Genomic DNA, 18,202 nt, shown 5'->3' with positions numbered 1-18,202 from the left:
CCAGGGGGAAAGGGGGGAATTGGGGCGCACTTCGCCCCTTCTAGACTTGAGTGTACCAGACTCAAGGTGTATGAAATTGTCCCGCATTACAACTGTGATTCCGGGGCAGTCTTTAGCGTTCCGAAAGGTTTCCTGGGGGGCTGCGGCGACGCAGAAGCCACAGCAGCAGAATGGTCAGGAAAAAGACTGGAACGCCAATCAGCAGGATGACGGGCAGGACATTCAGCAGAATGCCGAGCCACTGGCTGGGAGCCTCGAAGCGGTAATCGACGTTCTGGGTTTCCAGTTCGGTGATCAGACTGCTGTCCGGCACGGCGAGGCTGCTGGGCAGACGCACACGCACGGTGGCAGGACGGGCCGGTTCACGCAGGTCGACGGTGGCTGTAATCTCCCTCACCACCACGCGGCTGACCTGTCCGCCGTCCAGCAGCGTCTGAAATTGCGCGTAGGTCACGCTGGGCGGTGAGCGCAGCTGGGTCCAGAACAACCACGCGCCAGCGGCCACAAGCAGCAACGCCGCGACGCCGGGCAGCAGCAGCGCGCTGAACCACGGGGGCGGGCGGGAGGACGGCGGAGGCTGGGTCATGGACCGCAGAAGAGCGCCTCCCCCCACTGACGGTCAACCCCCTAAAGGATGGACTATCCTGGCAGGGAATGATTGACGCGGACACCACCTGGCAACAGGCTTGCACGGCCCTGGCTGGGGGCGACTTTGAGACGGCGTTTGGCGTGCTGGATTCGGCGCTGGAGGAGGCCATGCCAGCGAAAGCGCGCCCGCGCCAACCGGCGCAGCCCACGGCGGCGCGCCTGTGCCTGTACCTGGGCAGCCTGCACGCGCTGTACGGCGACGCGGCCACCGAACAGCTCGGCACGGCGCTGTCCGAGGCACGCACGCTGAATCCGGCGGCGACGCATGATCCGCTGTACCTGGCCCTGAACGCTGAGCTGGAGGCCCGCACACGCGGCCCGGAAGCGGCCCCGCCGACAGAGGCCGCGCGCGAGGCCGCCGATCCAGTGGCCCGCTTTCACGCGCTGTGCGCCCTGGCCCTGGCCGAGCAGCCGCAGGCCGCGCTGGACATCCATCTGGCGACGGGCGATCTGCCGCCGCATCTGCGCTGGCGGCTGCGCTCGTGGCAGGCCGACTGCCAGGAACAGCTGGGCCACACCGAAGACGCCATTCACCTGTACGCCGAGGCCGCGCATCTGGCGGGCGGACTGGACCGCGCGGTAATGCTGCAGGAGCAGGCCGCCCTGCTGATCCAGGACGGTCAGCCGGAGGTGGCCAAGACCGTGCTGGACAGCGCGCGGCTGCTGTACGGCAACAAACAGGCGGCGCGGGCCAACCCCGCACAAGCCGAGGATGAGGGCCTGAACCTGGCCACCTGGCACTACCTGCGGGCACAGGCGCTGCTGCAGATGGACCTGCCGGAAGCTGCCTTCGAGATGATCGGTGAGGCCGACCGGCTAGAGCGCCTGCACGGCACGCCGGGCTACGTGGTGGCGCTGCTGCGCGGGCAGATTCTGAGCCACCTGGGCCAGCAGGAAAAGGCCATCGCCGCCTTCGAGGCCGCGCTGCAACTGGCCGAGGAAGGAGACCGTCCCTACGCCAACCACGAGCTGGGCGTGGCCCTGCTGGACATGGACCGCCCGGTGGAGGCCCGTGACCGGCTGGAAATCGCCCTGAACGAACCCAACTATCCGTATCAGCCCGAGGTGCTGGCCGACATCGCCGAGTGCGACTACCGCCTGGGCCGCATGCCCGAGGCGCAGCTGGCCGCCGAACAGGCGCTGGCGCAGGGCGCGGTGATCCCCGCCAGTCTGGTGCTGGGCAGCGTGGCCCTGGACTACTTCCAGCTGGACGAGGCGCTGGAGCACTACGAGCGGGTGGTGCGCGAGGCTGCCCCCGACAGCCGCGACTGGATCATCGGGCACCAGATGGCCGCCGACGTGATGGCGCAGCAGGGCTTTCCCAACCCCGCCGCCGCCGTCGCCCACGCCCAGCAGGCCCTGGCCCACACCCACGAAAGCGACGACTGGCACGGCACCCTGCAAGACCTGTTGACGCGGGCGCAGACGTTGCTGGGCCAGCAGGACGGCCGGATGCTGAACTAGCCGGAGCAGGGGCCGGGATAGATCACCCGGCCCCCTGCGTTTTCCTGCGCTCAGCCCGCGTCCAGCGCCGCCTTCAACACTCCTGCCACCCGGCCCGGCTCGGCCTTGCCCCGGCTGGCCCGCATCACCTGACCGGTGAAAAAGCCCAGCAGCGCGGTCTTGCCGCCCCGGTAGGCCTCGGTCTCGGCGGGGTGGTTCGCCAGCACCCCGGCCACGATGCGCTCCAGTTCGGCGTCGTCCAGGCCGGCGCTCAGGCCCTCGCGCTCGACGATGGCGGCGGGGGCCTCGCCGGATTCGGCGGCGCGGGCCAGCACGTCGCGGGCCACCCGCGAGGTCACCTTGCCGGCGGCCAGCAGCCCGGCCAGCGGCGCGAGATCGGCGGCCCGCACCCGCACCGTGCCGGCCCGCAGCGGCGTCGCCAGATCGTTGACTGTCCACGACGCCACCTGCGCGAACGTTTCGCCCGGCGTGGCGTCGGCCAGGAAAGCCAGCAGGGTCTCGTCCCGCGCCAGCGTCCTGGCGTCCCCTTCGGCGGCGCCCAGCCGGGTCAGGCGCGTGACTTCGGCCTCCTGCTGGGGGGTCAGGGCGGGTTGCACGCCGCCTGAGGCAGCGGGGGCGGCGTCGGCCCTGGGCTTCTTGCCCGCCGGCTTCGGCTTGCCACTTTCGGCCTTTTGCGTCTGCCCCCAGGCGTCCTTGAGGGTCATGATGCGCCCGAACACCAGGGCGTCCCCCCGGCTGTCCACCGGATCGCGCCAGAAGTACCCCTGCCGCTCGAACTGGTAACGGGTGTCGTGGGGATCGGCGGCCACGCTGGCCTCCACGTACCCGCGCGTGACGCGCAGGCTGTCGGGGTTCAGGTGACGCAGGAAGCCGGTGTCCAGCGGCCCGCTCTCGTGGCCGGGCTGTTCGGGATCGAAGTCGGGAACCATGTCGTCGGGGTGCTCGCCTTCGGGGTTGGGCACGCGGAACAGGCGGTCATACAGCCGGAACTCGGCGGGGATGGCGTCTTGGGCGCCCACCCAGTGGATCACACCGCCCGCCTTCGCCCCCTCGTCCAGCAGCGTGGCGTGGAGGTGCGTCACGTTGCCGTCATCGTCGGTGTCGAAGCGGTCTGCGCGGATGATGCCCGCCCCGCGCAGGCGCACCGTGCCGCCGGGGGTCAGCCGCTTGTAGCCCTTGGGCGGATCGGCGCTGAAATCCTCACGCTCGATGAAAATGTCGCGGGTCAGCCTGACCTCGCGCACCGCCTGTGCGGGGGCCATCCGGTCGCCGTCTGGCAGGGCCACCAGACCGTCGGCAGAGGCCGCCACGACGTCATGCGGCCAGTACGGCAGCTGCAGCGTTCGCGTCTCCTCCAGATTCTCCAGCGTCACACGCAGCGGCTCGAGCACCGCCATCACGCGCGGGGCCTTGTGGTTCAGGTCGTCGCGCACCGCGTTCTCGTAGACGGCAATGTCCACGGTGCGGTTGGTGCGGCTCACGCCGATCTGGCGGGCAAAGGCCAGCACCGCCTGCGGCGTGACCCCCAGCCGCTGCTGGGCGCGCAGGGTGGGCATGCGCGGATCGTCCCAGCCGCTGACGTGGCCGCCCTCCACCAGCTGCCGCAGCTTGCGCTTGCTGACAATGGTGTATTCCAGGCTGCGCCGCCCGAACTCGTACTGGTGCGGGCGCGGGGCGAACGAGAGGCGCTCCATCAGCCAGTCGTAGATGGCGCGGTTGTCCACGAACTCCAGGCTGCACATGCTGTGGGTCACGCCCTCGATGGCGTCCTGCAGGGGGTGCTGGAAGTCGTACATGGGGTAGATGCACCACGCGTCCCCGGCGCGGTAGTGCCACGCCCGCTTGATGCGGTACAACACCGGATCGCGCAGCTTCATGTTGGGGCTGGACAGGTCGATCTTGCCGCGCAGCACGTGTGCTCCGTCCGCGAACTCCCCAGCACGCATGCGGCGGAACAGGTCGAGATTTTCCTCCACGTCCCGCTCGCGGTACGGGCTGGGCGTGCCGGGGGTGTGGGCGTCGCCGCGCAGGCGGGCCATCTCCTCGCCGCTCACGCTGTCCACGTAGGCGTCGCCCTGCCGAATCAGTTGCTCGGCGTAGGCGTAGTACCGCTCGAAATTGTCGGAGGCGTAGAACACGTTCTCGCCCCAGTCCCAGCCCAGCCAGCGCAGGTCGGCCATGATGCCGTCGGCGAATTCCTGCGACTCGCCTTCCGGGTTGGTGTCGTCCAGCCGCAGGTGGTAGCGGCCCCCGTACTGTACGGCGGTCTGGAAGTCCAGAAACGACGCGAAGGTGTGGCCCAGGTGCAGGTAGCCGTTGGGCTCGGGGGGAAAGCGGGTCACGATGCCCGCGTACTTGCCATTTTGCAGGTCGCGTTCGACGATCTCGGTGATGTAGTTGTCGAGCTGGGCAGAGGCCACCCGCGCCGCAGGGGACGCTTCAGGGGTGGCGGAACTGGGTTTGTCGGCGTCGGGCACGGTCATCGTGCCAGCATACCCGCGCAGGAATGCGGGATGACCGCCCCGCCCCCATTCGTGAGTCCCGGCTCTGCGCCCCTCACACGGCCCCGCCCGGCCCAGCCCGCAGACTGCCGTATGGAACTGCTGTGGAACGTCCTGATCGATCTGCTGACCCCGGAAAACGGCTGGTCGGTGCGGCTGGTGGTGCGGATCATCCTGAGCACGCTGCTGCTGTTCAGTTACATCGTGATCCTGGCCCGCACCTTCGGGGCGCGCACCTTCGCCACCTTCACCTCCTACGACTTTCTGACCAACGTGGCCTCCGGGTCGCTGGTCGCCAGCGCCATTCTGGGCAAGAGCATCGTGGAAAGCAGCCTGAGCCTGCTGGTGCTGGTGCTGCTCCAGGGGCTGATCTCGGGCCTCAGCGCCCGCTCGCAGCGTGCCCAGCGGGTCTTCGACAACGGCCCGGTGGTGCTGGTGGAGCGCGGGCAGATTCGCCACGGGGCCATGCGGCAGGCCCGCGTCTCGGAGGCGATCCTGTACGAGGAACTGCGGCAGGCGGGCGTGAACAACGTGGAGGGCGTGGCCTTCGCGGTGCTGGAGTCCGGCGGGCGCATCAGCGTGTTGCAGGAGGCGGAGGGGGGCCGCATCAGCGCGGCCATCCAGCCAACGCCCAAAGGGACATGAACGCCCCCCGAACACGGGGCTGACCGCCCGCACAGTACGCTGGGAGCCGCATGAATCTCGAACTGAGCGCCGTCTGGATGCGGATGCAGAACCTGCTCCAGAGCTTTCTCGTCACCATTCCCAACATCCTGATCGGCCTGCTGGTCTTCGTGATCTTCCTGGGGATCGCCCGGCTGGCCAGCAACGCCGTGTCCAGCGTGGCCGGGCGGGCCGGGCAGCCCCGGGGCATCGCGCTGGTGTTCTCGCGCATCGTGTCGTGGCTGGTGCTGGCGGTGGGCGTGCTGGTGGCGCTGACGGTGATCTTCCCCACCCTGACGGCCGCCTCGCTGTTCGGGGCGCTGGGGGTCAGCGGGGTGGCCATCGGCTTTGCGTTCAAGGACATCTTCCAGAACCTGCTGGCGGGCCTGCTGATTCTGGTGACACGCCCCTTCCGCATCGGCGATCAGATCGTCTCCGGCGATCACGAGGGCGTCGTGGAGGACATTCAGGTGCGCGCCACGCTGCTGCGCACCTATGACAACCGCCGGGTGGTGATTCCCAATTCCGAGCTGTACACCAACCGCGTGACCGTGAACACCGCCTACCCGCAGCGCCGCCTGTCGGTCACGGTGGGCATCGGCTACGGCGACGACATCGCGGCGGCCCGCGCCCTGATCCTGAAAACGCTGGGCGGGCTGGACGGCCTGCTGACCGATCCGGCCCCCAGCGTGCTGGTTAAGGAACTGGGCGATTTCTCGGTGAATCTGGACGTGCGCTTCTGGATCGATCCGCCCATCCGCAAGGAGGCGGTGGAAGCGCAGGACGGCGTGCTGGAGGCCATCCGGAACGCGCTGCCCGCCGCCGGCTTTGACCTGCCCTTTCCCACCCAGCAACTGTTGCTGCACGATCAGACCGAGGCGACGGACGGTGACCGCACCCGGCAGCGCGAGGGCTGGCCCGCCCGCCGGAACAACCCCCAGTCCCGGCAGCAGCTTCAGCGTGAGGCGCAAGAGACGGCGCAGGAACAGCCGCAGCCGGACGCCACCGCGTCATGAAACGCACCTGGCTGCGCCTGCGCCAGATCAGCCAGGAATTCTGGTTCATTCCGGCGGTCATGACCGTGCTGGCCCTGCTGCTGGCCGAGGCGGGCATCAGCGCCGAGGAAACCTACGGCGTGCCGGACGGCCTGACCTTCGTGTACGGCGGCGGCGAGACCGGCTCGCGCAGCCTGCTGTCGGCCATCGCGGGCAGCAGCATCGGGGTGGCGGGCACGGTCTTTTCCATCACCATCGCCGCGCTCTCCTACGCGGCGGGCTCGATGGGGCCGCGCCTGCTGGACAACTTCACGCGCGACCGGGGCAACCAGCTCACGCTGGGCACGTTCATCGCCACCTTCGCCTTCACGCTGTATACCCTGCGCGCGGTGACCGGCAGCGAGGATCAGCCGTTCGTGCCGCATTTCAACGTGACCTTCGCGCTGGTGCTGGCGCTGGCGAGCGTCGCCATGCTGGTGTACTACCTGGCGCACGTCACCGGCTCGATCAACATGACCCACGTCGCCAACTTGCTGCGCGACGACATGCGCGACTCGCTGATGAACGCCACCCTGAAAGACGATCCGGATCAGGACACGGCCGTGGCCCCGCCGCCGGAATTCTGGACGAACGGCGAGGTGCTGCACGCCCCCAGGGGCGGCTACCTGCAACTGATGGACAACGACCTGCTGCTGGAGCGCGCGCGGGCGGCAGATGTGGCCCTGCTGCTGCACGTCCGGCCCGGCGACTACGTGTTTCCCAACTCGGTGATCGCGGTGGGCGTGCCCCGGCTGCCGGACGGTGTGATGGACGCCCTGACACTGGGTGACCGCCGCACCGTGGGACAGGATCTGGAATACAGCGTGCGCCAGCTGGCCGAGGTGGCTGCCCGCGCCCTGAGCCCCGGCGTGAACGACCCGGTGACGGCCATCGACGTGATCGACCGCTTTGGCGACGCGCTGTGCAGCCTGCAGGATCGCCGCTGGCCCGACGGCGTGTCTTACCAGGATCAGGTGTTGCGGCTGGTGGTGCCGGTGACCGATTTCACGGGCCTGACCGGCAGCATGTTCAACATGATCCGCCAGTACGGCAAGGGCAGCCCCAGCGTGATGCTGCGGCTGCTGGAGGTCTTCCGGACGACCGCCTCGTGCCTGAACGACACCGAGCGCCGCGCCGTGATCCGTCACCACGCCGAACTGGTGCGCGAGGACGCCCTGGCGAACATTGAGAACTCCGGCGACCGCACCGACATCGAGCGCCGTTACCAGGCCCTGCTCGACACCCTGGCGAACGGCCAGGACGCCGAGGTGCACGAGGCCGCCCGGCATGCGGTGCGGCAGGCACAGGGGGGGCGGGCCAACTGAGAGATGGAGACGTGGTGAGGGTGAAACGCCGCCTGACCAGTGCCTACTCGGCCAGCGGCGCGGGGGTTTCCGGCCGGGCCTCACCCCCGCTGCGCTGGCTGAGGACCGTGCCGCCCACCACGAGCAGGCCCCCCAGCGCGCCGCGCAGGCCCACCCGCTCGCCGATGAGAAAGAAGCTGAACAGGGTGGCCGTCACCGGTTCCAGCGCGTAGATCAGGCTGGCCTCGGCAGCACTGACGGTGCGCTGGCCCACCGTTTGCAGCAGCGTGGTCAGGGCGGTGGCCACCACCCCCAGATACAGCAGCGGCCCCCAGGCGGCGGCGGGCGGCCAGGCGGTGCCGCCAGACACCCCGGCCCACAGCCACGCCAGCACCGTGACCGCCGCAAGCTGCGCCAGCGTGAACGGCAGCGCCGCGTGCCGGTTCGACAGCCGCTCCAGCGTGATGATGAAGCCCGCGTAGGTCACGGCGCAGGCCAGCGCCCAGGCGTCGCCCACCACCCACGCGCCGCCCTCCCAGGACAGCAGGCCCAGGCCCAGCACCGCTAGGGGCAGCGCGGCCAGCAAGGGCAGGGGCATCCGCCGCCGCTGCGCGAAGACCAGCCACAGCGGCACCAGCACCACGCTCAGGGCCGTGAAGAAGGCGGCGCGGTTGGCGGTGGTGGTTTGCAAGGCAATGGTCTGGGTGCCGTAGCCCGCAATCAGCCATGCGCCCAGCAACAGGCCGTCGCGCCACAGACCGTCGCGCCACGAGAAGCGGGGACGGGCGGCAGGCGCGGGTTGATCCGCCCGCCGTCGCCGCAGGCCCCAGCCCCGGATCAGCAGGGCGGGCAGCAGCGCCAGGAAACCGATCAGAAACCGCCACGCAATCAGCTGGGCCGGGGGCAGCAGCTCGCCCAGCGTTTTGACCACCGCGAAGGTGCTGCCCCACACCGCCGTGACCAGAATGAGGAGAAGAACGCCGCGCAACCGGGGAGACACGGTAAGGATTGTAGAGGGGATGAAGGGCGAAAGGCGCCGCCCACCATAAGAAGGTGGGCGGCGCGATCAGTAGTGAGATGAAGTGTTACGGCACTTTCGCCTGGAAACAGACGGTTCCCTGACCCCCCGCCGGCACGCTCGGCAGGGTGAGGGTCATCAGCCCCGGCCGCTGCGGACTGCCGACCGGGTCACCAGGATTGGTCACGGGCACGTTGCTCAGGGCACCCTCATCGCCATCGCTGACGCTGGTAAGGGGCGGCATCACGGCCGCGCTGTCGGCGGCCCCTGCGGTCAGCGCCACGCCCGGCGCGTACTTCAGGCCCAGCGCCTGACCGCCGCCTCTGGTACCGTAGGCCGAGAGCTGCGGCACCAGGCCAGAGGGCACGTAATCCCGCAACACGAAGTTGGTGGCTTCCCCGCCAGCATTGCTGTATATCACACAGTATTCCACCGACTCACCGGGGCGCACGCCAATCAGGGTGCTGCTATCTGTGAATGGACCGCCCGCCGTATTGCGGCCCAGCTTGAGCAGCGAGATGCTGGGAGGCTGCGCGGTCACCACGACGTTGTAGCTGAACTCGCTGGTCTCGCTGCTGACCGAAACCGTGGTGCCGGGGCAACTGGCGGCCGAGCAGGTGGCGGTCGCCGTCAACCGCGTGCCTACAGTGACGCCATTCGGCAGCGGAACGCTGAAGCGGAAGCGATTGGTGGTGTCGGTGCCGGTGAGGGTATCGGTGTAGGTGCCCGTGCCGCCATCGGTGTCCGCCGCGCTGCCCTCGATCAGGGTCACCAGGTAGGTCCTGCCCTCGCCGAAGCCGCTGGCATCAGCCGCCGCGATGAACAGCTCGATGGCGCTGCCCGGGCGGGCAAAGCCGCTCAGCTGCAGTTTGCCGCTCACGATCTGCGCCATCTCGAAGACTGGGAAATTCAACAGGTCGTTGCCTCCAGTATCCCCATCACCGCTATCGTTCCTGGTGACGTAGGGCGCTGTGCCGGCGCTGGCTGAATCGCCCGCCGCAAGCAGATCAATCCCGATCTGGTTGCTGGCCGCCGCGCCGTTGGCCGCTGCGATCGTCCCATTGTCGTACATGCTGTTCTGGGAGATCAGGTTGCCAGTATGACCGCTGACCACCAGGATGCCCGCACCGTAGTTCTGAGCGATCACGTTGTTCCGGACGGCGTTGTTGGAGCTGTAAATTCGGATGCCCGACGTTTCGCCCGGCGCACCGCCCTGTCCGATGCCGTTCCCGGTGATCGTGTTTCGCTCGATCGTGTTGCCGCCGCTGCCCTGATAGCCGTCGACCCCCACGCCGCTGTTCTCAGTGATCAGGTTGCCGCTGACCGTGTGGTTCTTGCTTCCAGAGTTTTCGAGATCTATACCGTCCAGATTCGTGTTGCCGATTCCGTTGCCGCGAATCTCGTTGTTGGTGATTGTCCAGTTCTCGGAGCCACCCTCCACGCCGAAGCCCTTGCCCGCCGCGCAGCCGATCAGGTTGTTCCGCACCGTGCCGCCGTCGCCGCCCACCGAGCGGATGTTGTCGGCGTTGCTCAGGGCGGCGGTGGTCGAAGCCCCGCAGCCAAAGCTGCTGGCAGGCGAGCCGAGGATGTTGGCCTCGATCAGGCTGCCGGTAAAGTTGTTGCCGATCCGGATGTTGGCGTGATTGTTCTGGTTTGCCTGGTTGCCGAAGCCGTAGACGGACATGCCCCGCACCTGGAGGTCATTGGCCTGAAGATCCAGACCCACCAGGAGGGCACTGGTACCGACAAGCTGCACTTCAGGCTTCTGGACCATATCCAGCGTGGCCGTGTTGAGGTAACCCACCGTGCCGCCCGTGCCCAGCACGCCCGTATTGGTATTGCCGACGTTCACGGACTGGGTAGTGCCGTCAACGCTGACGTTACTGCGCGTGATGGCGGGCATTACGCTGCCTGTAGACGTGATGATTGCAACTCCACCTGTCAGGGCACCCGACGGAATCATGAAGATGCTGGTATCGCGGGCGCTGGGCAAGGTCTGACTTGCGCCCGTGACCACTGCGCCCCGGTTGCCGCTCTGGGCCAGCGTGTTATTTGCCAGCGCATTGGCGTTCACGATGAACTGCCTCAAACTGCCCTGTCCGGGCGTCGCCGCGTCGCCTGTATTGACTACAGTGCTGAAGTTGTAGCCGAAATCGACATTCGCCACGTTGGAGCTACCCACGGTCACACTCGCCACCGACTGTGCGCCCACAGGCAAGGTTCCCGTGCTGAGCGCCGGATCGGTGCTCTTGGGGAACGCGCCGCCCACCTGCGCTGTGTTGCCGCTGACATAGGTCTGTACAGGAAGTTGCATACACCCCGCTGGAGGCGTCGAGACGTTAGCAGCTGGGGCGCAGGCACCGGCACGGCTGCTGGTCACGAAGCTATTGACCACCCGCACCTTGTAATCGCCGGGCAGCTGGTTAGCAAAGGTATATCCACCGCTAGCGTCAGTCAGCTTGGCGTCAATGAACGCTCCCGCATTGTTGTACAGCTCGACCCGCACGCTAGGGCGCAGGCTCATGCCCTCAGCAGCGTTGTAGATCCGGCCCGCGCCTCCGCCGTAGTTGTAGTCCTCGTAAACGTTGCCGGAAATGAAAAAAAGAGAAGTGACGATGTCCGTATCTGTAGCACTATTGTTGCCTGCCGTAGGATCAGTAGCACCCACCGGAACTGCCACTGTGACAGTGTTGCTGACGCTGCCGCTGGCCGCCGTCACGTTGGCCGTGACCGTGAATTCGTAGAACGCGCCGGTGGCCAAGGCAGGTAAGGTCACGCCACCTGCACTCTGCAATGCAGCGGTAGTCGGGGCAGTAGTGCAGGTATTACCGCTGACCGCGGTGCAGGCCGCTGCCGTCTGATTTAGACCTGTCGCGGTGGGATCTTTGACCACCGCGCCCGTAACGCTGCTGGGGCCGTTATTGGTCACACGGATGGTATATGTGGTGTTATTTCCTGAATTTACGCTGCCCACACCATCGGTTTTGGTTATAGCAAGATCAGCGGATGGCACAAAACCGAAATTATTACCATTCGCAGCAGTGTCGGTAACTGCCACAGTCAGCTGAGCCGGAGCAGGGATAGTCGGCGTCTTCCCATTTACAGCACTATCAGAGATAACTCTGACAGTATAAGTGCCCGCAGCAATACCTAAGAAGGTATAGTTGCCACTGGTATCTGCCTGAACAGTCGCAACAACAGCCTGACTTGAATTCAGAAGCTGCAAAGTGGCAGACGGAATGCCCGTTTCTCCTCCATCCGCAACACCATTCCTATTCGTGTCGTTATAGACCTTCCCCGTGATGGTTGCATCGCCGTTGGTAATAACAGCAGAGGATAAGACGCTACTGACCAAACCATAGACATAGGTGTCGAGGTAGCGAGTGTCACCCAAACCACCCGCCGCAAAGTTGCCCCAGGTATGAGTGCCCGCCGCCGTCCCAGAGGCTCCTCCGCTAGGTAAGTTAGATGTCCCCCCTTTACCTGGCAGCTTGGTCACGTCGTCCCAGTAAACCTGTGTATTCGATGTTCCTGTCTGAGAAGTGGCCCGGTAGACAGTCAATCCATTGTTGTCTCCACCGCCGCTTGTCTCCACATCGTAAGCCACAAAATGATATTCGCCTAAGCGCACCTTCAACTCTGCATTGTAGTTACCGATAGGCAATACAGTTCCCGCTGCATTTTTTCCGTCCCAGACCACGGACGTCTCGGTCGAAGCCAAACTGGTTCCGAGCAACAAGCGGTCACCTGTGCCGTAAACACCATCTTTGTTAGTGTCAATGGTGATGGTGTACGTCCCATCGACATCGCCAGTAAATTTAAATCTGCCAGTGTCGTTCATCCCCACCGTATTCCCTGGCGAAATGAAAGTACGGCCACCATCCCCCTCAAAGCGGAAATTGGAAATGACTGGAGGAAGTGTGGGAGGTGATGAAGCCTGGGCGGGATAGCTCAGATAAATTGGGTGCAGAGGTGCTGCCGAAGCAGTCCCCTCAGCGCTGTATCCCGAATTGGGGGCATCCAAGCCGATAGAATTGGCGATGATATCGTAACGGAACCCTGCAAATTTGTTCAGATCGAGTTTCCAAATATATTCTGACCCCGTCCGTCCTCCAGGGACGCGCACAAAATAATTTGAGTCCGTAGAGCCTGTGGCGGTGTATGTCTCGTATCCGTTGAAGGCCCATGCCCTGCCCCAGATACGCCCGCTATTCAGCCTAGGATCAGGATTTATACTGTTATTAGGTGTGACAGTAATATCAAAGCGCTTGAAATATCTTTCGTCAGCTGTTCCACCGTTAGTGTTGTATAACCGGATTTGGTATGCGCCTGTCGTGGTGGTGGTGTATTTGTATGCCGTGGTAATCGGGCCTGACAGCGTGGAATTGCAGGCAATTTTACCCTTACCTGCGATAGGTACGAAAGTCTGAACTAATGTACCTGATGGATTATAAATCTCAATGCGGAGAGGGTCGGCATCTACCGCACCACACAAAGAGATATTAATAACCTCTCCTGAAGACAGAATATCGGCATAGACAGGACGATTATTCGTTTTGATGTATTGACTGGTAACGTCATAAGCATATAGATATTGGTTAAAAGGCTCTCCTGACGCAGTACTGCCAAGACTGGTTTGCACAGATCCTTCCGCAAAAGCAGTGCCGAATACGCTGGCAGCCATTCCAAGGGCTATACCCATCCAGCCTCTGAGTCGCTTCAACTTCAACCGATTCATCGTCTATCTCCAATCGTTTCATCCACAGTCAAATCAAGCCGCACGTAAGCTCCCTTTTTGGAGTATTGATTGCCGATGCCCTCGAAGCCGGCCAGGTTGTACCCGGCGGTCAGCCAGGTGCCAGGCAGGGCGCGCACGCTGGCTTCCAGGCCATAGCCCGCCTGCGTTGTGCCGGTGCTGGGCTGCGTCAGCACGCGGCCCCACGCGCCCACGCCGAAGCGCTCGCCCAGGTACGCTGTGCCGCCCAGCGCCGCCTGCGCGGTGAAGCTGCCCGGATCGTTCAGCAATGTGCGGGTATCCACGCCGCCACGCACGGCCCAGCGGGGCTGACGGTACTCGGCGCTCAGGTTGCCGCTCAGTTCGGGCTTGTTTCCGGCCAGGCTGCCGTTGACGTAACGCAGGGTCCCCAGGCTGTTGAAGGCGCTGTTGCGGTAAGCGTAGCCCACGGCAGCGCGCAGGCCACCCTTGCCCGCACCGAATTCGGCCAGACTGTCGGCGCTGAGGGTCAGCCTCGGCGTGAGTTGTCCAGCGACGCCCGCACGGATGACCACGCCGAAGCCCTTGTCGTTTAGGACCAGATCGGTTCCGGCGGTGGCGCTGACCGTCTCGGTCTTGTAGTTCAGGTCCGCGCCTGCGCCGAGTTCGGTCTTGCTGGCTGCGATGTCGTACACGGCGCTGCCCCGCAGCCCCAGCGAGGTGCGCGCGTTCAGGGGCAGGGTGGTGGTCACGCCGAAGCGGGCGCGGTTGCCCTGACCGCCCGCCGTGGGCAGGTCATAGGCCACCGCGTAGTTGGTGCGGCCCAGCATGCTGTCCAGCGTCAGGCCAGCGGTCTGGCCCACGCCCCAGGTCACCTTGTCGGTGACGCCCAGCGTGACCTTGCCGAGGCGGTAGCGCACGCCTAAGTTGGTTTCCGCTTTCTGCGCCCCGCTGAAGGGCTGGGTGTGCACCACGTCCACGTCCAGCGGGGCGCGGTGGTAGCCGGCGCTGGCAATGCCGCTCAGGCCCCGCTGATCGCCGAAGCCCACCTTGAGGCCGCCGCCCACGCTGAAGGGCGACAGCGCGACATCCGCGCGGGCCGACACGCTGCCACCCTGCGTAGGTTCCGTGGCCGTGGGTGTGCGGTGGTACTCGCCGTCTACCAGCACGCGGACATTCTGGGCGACTTTGGCGTCGTAGCTGCCGCTGACGTTCAGGCCCGGCGCGAAGGGGGCCAGTCCGGCGTAGCCCGCACTCTGGTAGCGCACCTTGAAACCCAGGTTTCCCCCGGTCAGGCCACGGCCGCCGAATTTGGTGCTGGCATCCAGACTGGCCTGCATCCCGCCCGAATACGCCAGCAGACCGTCGGCGCGGGTCTCTCCATTGGCGTAGCGGGCACGCGCGCCAAAGGTGAAGCGGCTGTCCAGGCTGACGGCGGCCACGCCCACGCTGTAGGTCTTGCCAGCGTATCCGGCCTGCACGCCGTAGGCCAGTTTGCGCTGGGAGTTCTCGTTTTCCAGGCGGTAGGAGGCCAGCACCACCACGTCATTCAATGTGGGGTCCACCCGGTCCAGCGCACGGGTCAGGGTGACGATTCCGGTGGCGCGGTCCAGTTGATAATCCACGTTGCGGACCAGCCGAACGCGGCCCAGTTCCTTGCCGGTGTCCTGTTCCAGCGTGACCACGTCCAGCGTCTCGCTGCCCAGACTGATCTCCCCATTCTTCAGGCGCAGGATGCGGGTGCCCTCGGGCAGGACGCGCTCATCGGTGACCCGGGCCTCGGGCACCAGGGCCACGAAGCCGGACACTGAGGGGTTGCTTTTACCATTCGCACTCAGGGCCGTGAACTGCTCGCCTACCGGCAGCACGTCGATGGGCAGCGGCGCGCGGCGATACTGCGCGTGGAAGGCCGGGTGATCGTATTCCACGGCCACCGGGTCACTGCCCTGGAGCGGCACGCTTTCCACGCTGCTGTCGCCGAACAGGCTGTAGCGCCGCAGGGTGTCGCGCTCGCTGGGCAGGCCGTCCTTGTCGGCGGCCACGTAGAGTTTGCCTCCGGCCAGCGGTCCCTCGTAGCTGGCGCGGGCCTGCACTTTCAGATCGTCACTCAGGTTGAGGCTGCCGTCCAGACCCAGCGTGGCACTGACCATGCCCACGCCCACGCGGCCCCCGCCGGGCGTGACGGCGAAACTCTGGCGGATCACGTCCGCGCCTTGCAGGACGTCCAGTTTCAGGGTGCCAGGCGACGCCTGCGGCTGCAGTTCCAGCACGCCCTCACCGTCTACCAGCCGCAACTGATAGTCGGCTTCCGTGGGGTTGGCGTCGGGGGTGCGCGGCTCCAGGTTGGAGCGCAGCGTCACCGACGACTGCGAGGATAGGCGGCCAAAAGCATCCAGCGCGCGAACCTTCAGGCGCAGCGGCGTGCTGCCGTCGGCCACCAGGGTTTCGGGCAGGACCTCCACCTTCGCCGTGGGTCCCACGCGGTTGACCGTGATGCTCTGCCCGGCGAAGGTCAGAATGTTGGGGCCGGGCGTCAGCGGCACGCCCACGTACACCAGACGGGTCACGCCGCGCGGGCCGTCGTCGGTGGTCTGGCCGATGCGGTCACTGCCGATGGGCTTGCCGTTGACCCGCAGTTCGCCCACCTCGCCCACCGCCACTTCCACCACCACGCTGATGCGGTCCCGGATGCGCACGTCGCTGCCCTGGAGCGGGAGCTTGATGGCCCCCTCGTTCTCGCTGAGCTGCCCGGCGGCACTCAGGGCAATGGCGCCCTTCAGGTCGGCATCGTTGATCTGCCCCTGGAGGACCTCGCTCCGGTCTCCGGCATAACGGGCGAGCAACGCGGGCGCCGGCAGTTCGGGCAACGCGCCCTCATGGGTCAGGGTGTAGGTGAGGCTGCCGCGCAGGACCGTGCCAGCGGCGTGGCCCGGCAGCGTCCAGTACAGCGCACCGCTGGCCCCACGGCGCGGATCGGCAGTGGCCTGCCCGTTCAGGCGGCTGCTGCCTGGAACAAAGGTGGCGCCCGCAGGGACGGCGTGCGCGATGATCACCTCGCGGGCCTGGGCCGGGGCGTCGAAGGGCAGGCTGACGACGCTCGTGCGCGTGACCGATCTGGTCACCGCCGGGGCAGGCACGGCTTCGGGTACGGGCGCCGGAGCGGGTTCAGCGGCCATCAGCCGTCCCATCACGGCCTGCGGGCGCGAACAGGCGGGCGTGTCCAGCGTGGCATTCAGGGTCGCCATGCCCGCAGCCGTCACGCGCACGCGGTAGCTCAGGGTTCTCGTTTCGCCGCTCTGGAGTTCTCCGCTGAACGCGGTGGGGTCCAGCGCCTCCAGACCCACGCCGGGAGTGTCACTGAGGGTGTAGGGGACCGTCACATCGGCCGTATTTTTCAGGGTCAGCGTGACCGTTGCTTCCTGGCCGACGGGCGTGTCGGCCAGCGGCGAACGGGTCAGTTGCAACGGGGTAGAGTCAGCCCTGACGCTGACCGTCATACGCCGCTGCAGACCCCACGGACCCAACGTGGCGATGACCGTCAGAGGTCCGGCGCGTGTCGCGACCCCGCCAAGCTGCTGGATCCCATTGCTCCTGCGACTGAAGGTTCCTTCCAGCGTGCGTCCGCCGCCTCCGAAGTCCAGTTCGCCCGCAGACTCCTCATCGGGGTCTCCTGCCAGTGCCAGGGTCATGGGAAGTGCGCCGGCAAAGTCGGTCGTTGCGCGGGCAGTAAAGGTCACCGTGTCGCCCACGCAGACTTCGGGCTTGTCGCTCTCCAGGGTCAGGGCCACCTGCGGGCGAACTTCCACCGTGGCCTCCGCCACGCCGCCGCGCGGCACGCTCACGCTGGGGGTGACCTCCACCTGTGCGCCAGCGACTGCGCCGACGCGGATGGGGTAGGTTCCGGCAGCCACGCGGGTCTCGGCCTGTCCGTCCACACTCAGGGGCTGCTCGCCTACGGTCACGTCGGCGGTGCCACGCTGGCGCAGACCGGGCAGCACCAGCGTGGCGCTCACGCGCAGCAGGCCGGTCTGGTCCACCGCGCCCACCGCAATGGGTGCCGGTTTGCCCGCACGCACCAGGCTGAAGCCCACCGCGTTGCTGTACTGCTTCGCGGTTGCAGGCTGGCGCAGTTCGATCACGTATTTCCCGGCGCGCATGGGCAACGGCAGTTCCACCTCGCCCAGGTTGCGGCTGATCGGCAGCGGTACGGAGTACCCGGTGGCCGCGTCGATCACGCGGGCTTCCAGCTCGTCCGGGCCGTCGCCGTCGTACATCTTCAGGCTGTACGGTCCGCCGTCGGTGCTGATGTTGATGGCCGGCACCCACGCCTGCGAATGCACATTGACGGTCAGGCGGTCCGCACTGACAGCGGCGCTGACCCCGGCCAGCCGAATGGCGAAGGTGTTCTTGCCGTTGCCCTGCGTGACGGCGCGCAGGGTGTATTTCCCGGCGGGCAGCGTCTGGTCCAGCAGCGTTTCCCAGCCGTGTTGGCCGGGCGTGAAGGTGCGGCTGACCATCGTCCGGCCCGCGCTGTCCAGCACGCTGAAGGTGGTGGACACCGGCGCCGCGCCCTGATCGTACTGCTCGTCGCCGTAATAGGCGTCGCTGTTGCGGTAGTCGGACGGGTCCACCCGGGGGCTGTACAGCTCCAGGCGCACCGCCCCCGTCACCGGCACGTCCAGGGTCAGGGTCTGGTCGCCCACGGTCCAGGCCAGCGCATCACCCACGCTGGTCAGGGGCAGGCTGGTGTCGATCCCGGTGCCAGTGGCCCGCGCGTTCGCGCCCGCGCCCACAGCCAGCAGGGCCGTCAGGGACAGGGCGAGGCGGTGCAGATTGTGTCGGTGGCTCTTCACGGT

At 66.4% G+C, this 18,202-nt stretch carries 9 protein-coding genes; 4 read left to right on the top strand and 5 right to left on the bottom strand.

Annotation, left to right across the window (positions count from 1 at the left end):
- Positions 1-112: 112 nt before the first annotated feature.
- Positions 113-586, bottom strand: coding sequence for an ATP-dependent metallopeptidase FtsH/Yme1/Tma family protein (locus FHR04_RS12655; protein WP_139403773.1), 474 nt, complete (start codon positions 584-586; stop codon positions 113-115).
- Between the two features lie 68 nt (positions 587-654).
- On the opposite strand from FHR04_RS12655, the gene FHR04_RS12650 reads away from it, so the two are divergent.
- On the top strand, positions 655-2,112 hold the full coding sequence (locus FHR04_RS12650) for a tetratricopeptide repeat protein (protein ID WP_139403772.1): 1,458 nt from the start codon (positions 655-657) through the stop codon (positions 2,110-2,112).
- Positions 2,113-2,162: 50 nt separating this feature from the next.
- On the opposite strand, the gene FHR04_RS12645 is transcribed toward FHR04_RS12650, so the two are convergent.
- Positions 2,163-4,595: a glutamine--tRNA ligase/YqeY domain fusion protein gene (locus FHR04_RS12645; RefSeq protein WP_139403771.1), complete on the bottom strand. Its 2,433-nt coding sequence runs from the start codon at positions 4,593-4,595 to the stop codon at positions 2,163-2,165.
- Between the two features lie 111 nt (positions 4,596-4,706).
- Between FHR04_RS12645 and FHR04_RS12640 the strand changes: the two genes are divergently transcribed.
- From FHR04_RS12640 to FHR04_RS12630, 3 genes are read left to right on the top strand one after another with little or no spacing between them, the layout of a single operon-like run.
- Positions 4,707-5,258 (top strand): DUF421 domain-containing protein, encoded by a 552-nt coding sequence (locus FHR04_RS12640; RefSeq protein ID WP_139403770.1) that lies wholly within the window; start codon positions 4,707-4,709, stop codon positions 5,256-5,258.
- A gap of 50 nt (positions 5,259-5,308) precedes the next feature.
- Positions 5,309-6,292, top strand: a complete 984-nt coding sequence (locus FHR04_RS12635) for a mechanosensitive ion channel family protein (protein WP_139403769.1) — start codon at positions 5,309-5,311, stop codon at positions 6,290-6,292.
- On the top strand, positions 6,289-7,635 hold the full coding sequence (locus FHR04_RS12630) for a DUF2254 domain-containing protein (RefSeq protein ID WP_139403768.1): 1,347 nt from the start codon (positions 6,289-6,291) through the stop codon (positions 7,633-7,635). Before FHR04_RS12635 ends, FHR04_RS12630 begins: the two co-directional genes overlap by 4 nt.
- Positions 7,636-7,678: 43 nt before the next feature.
- Here FHR04_RS12630 and FHR04_RS12625 read toward each other — a convergent pair whose 3' ends face one another.
- The 3 genes from FHR04_RS12625 to FHR04_RS12615 form a co-directional block, all read right to left on the bottom strand.
- A complete protein-coding gene (locus tag FHR04_RS12625; RefSeq protein WP_139403767.1) occupies positions 7,679-8,614 on the bottom strand; it encodes a DMT family transporter in 936 nt (311 codons plus the stop codon).
- A gap of 85 nt (positions 8,615-8,699) precedes the next feature.
- On the bottom strand, positions 8,700-13,316 hold the full coding sequence (locus FHR04_RS12620; RefSeq protein WP_170213949.1) for a beta strand repeat-containing protein: 4,617 nt from the start codon (positions 13,314-13,316) through the stop codon (positions 8,700-8,702).
- Positions 13,317-13,366: 50 nt separating this feature from the next.
- Positions 13,367-18,199, bottom strand: a complete 4,833-nt coding sequence (locus FHR04_RS12615; protein WP_139403765.1) for a COG1470 family protein — start codon at positions 18,197-18,199, stop codon at positions 13,367-13,369.
- Positions 18,200-18,202: the final 3 nt, after the last annotated feature.

It is taken from the genome of Deinococcus radiopugnans ATCC 19172 (assembly GCF_006335125.1).
GTDB lineage: Bacteria > Deinococcota > Deinococci > Deinococcales > Deinococcaceae > Deinococcus > Deinococcus radiopugnans.
This window is presented reverse-complemented; position numbering and strand designations above follow the sequence as displayed.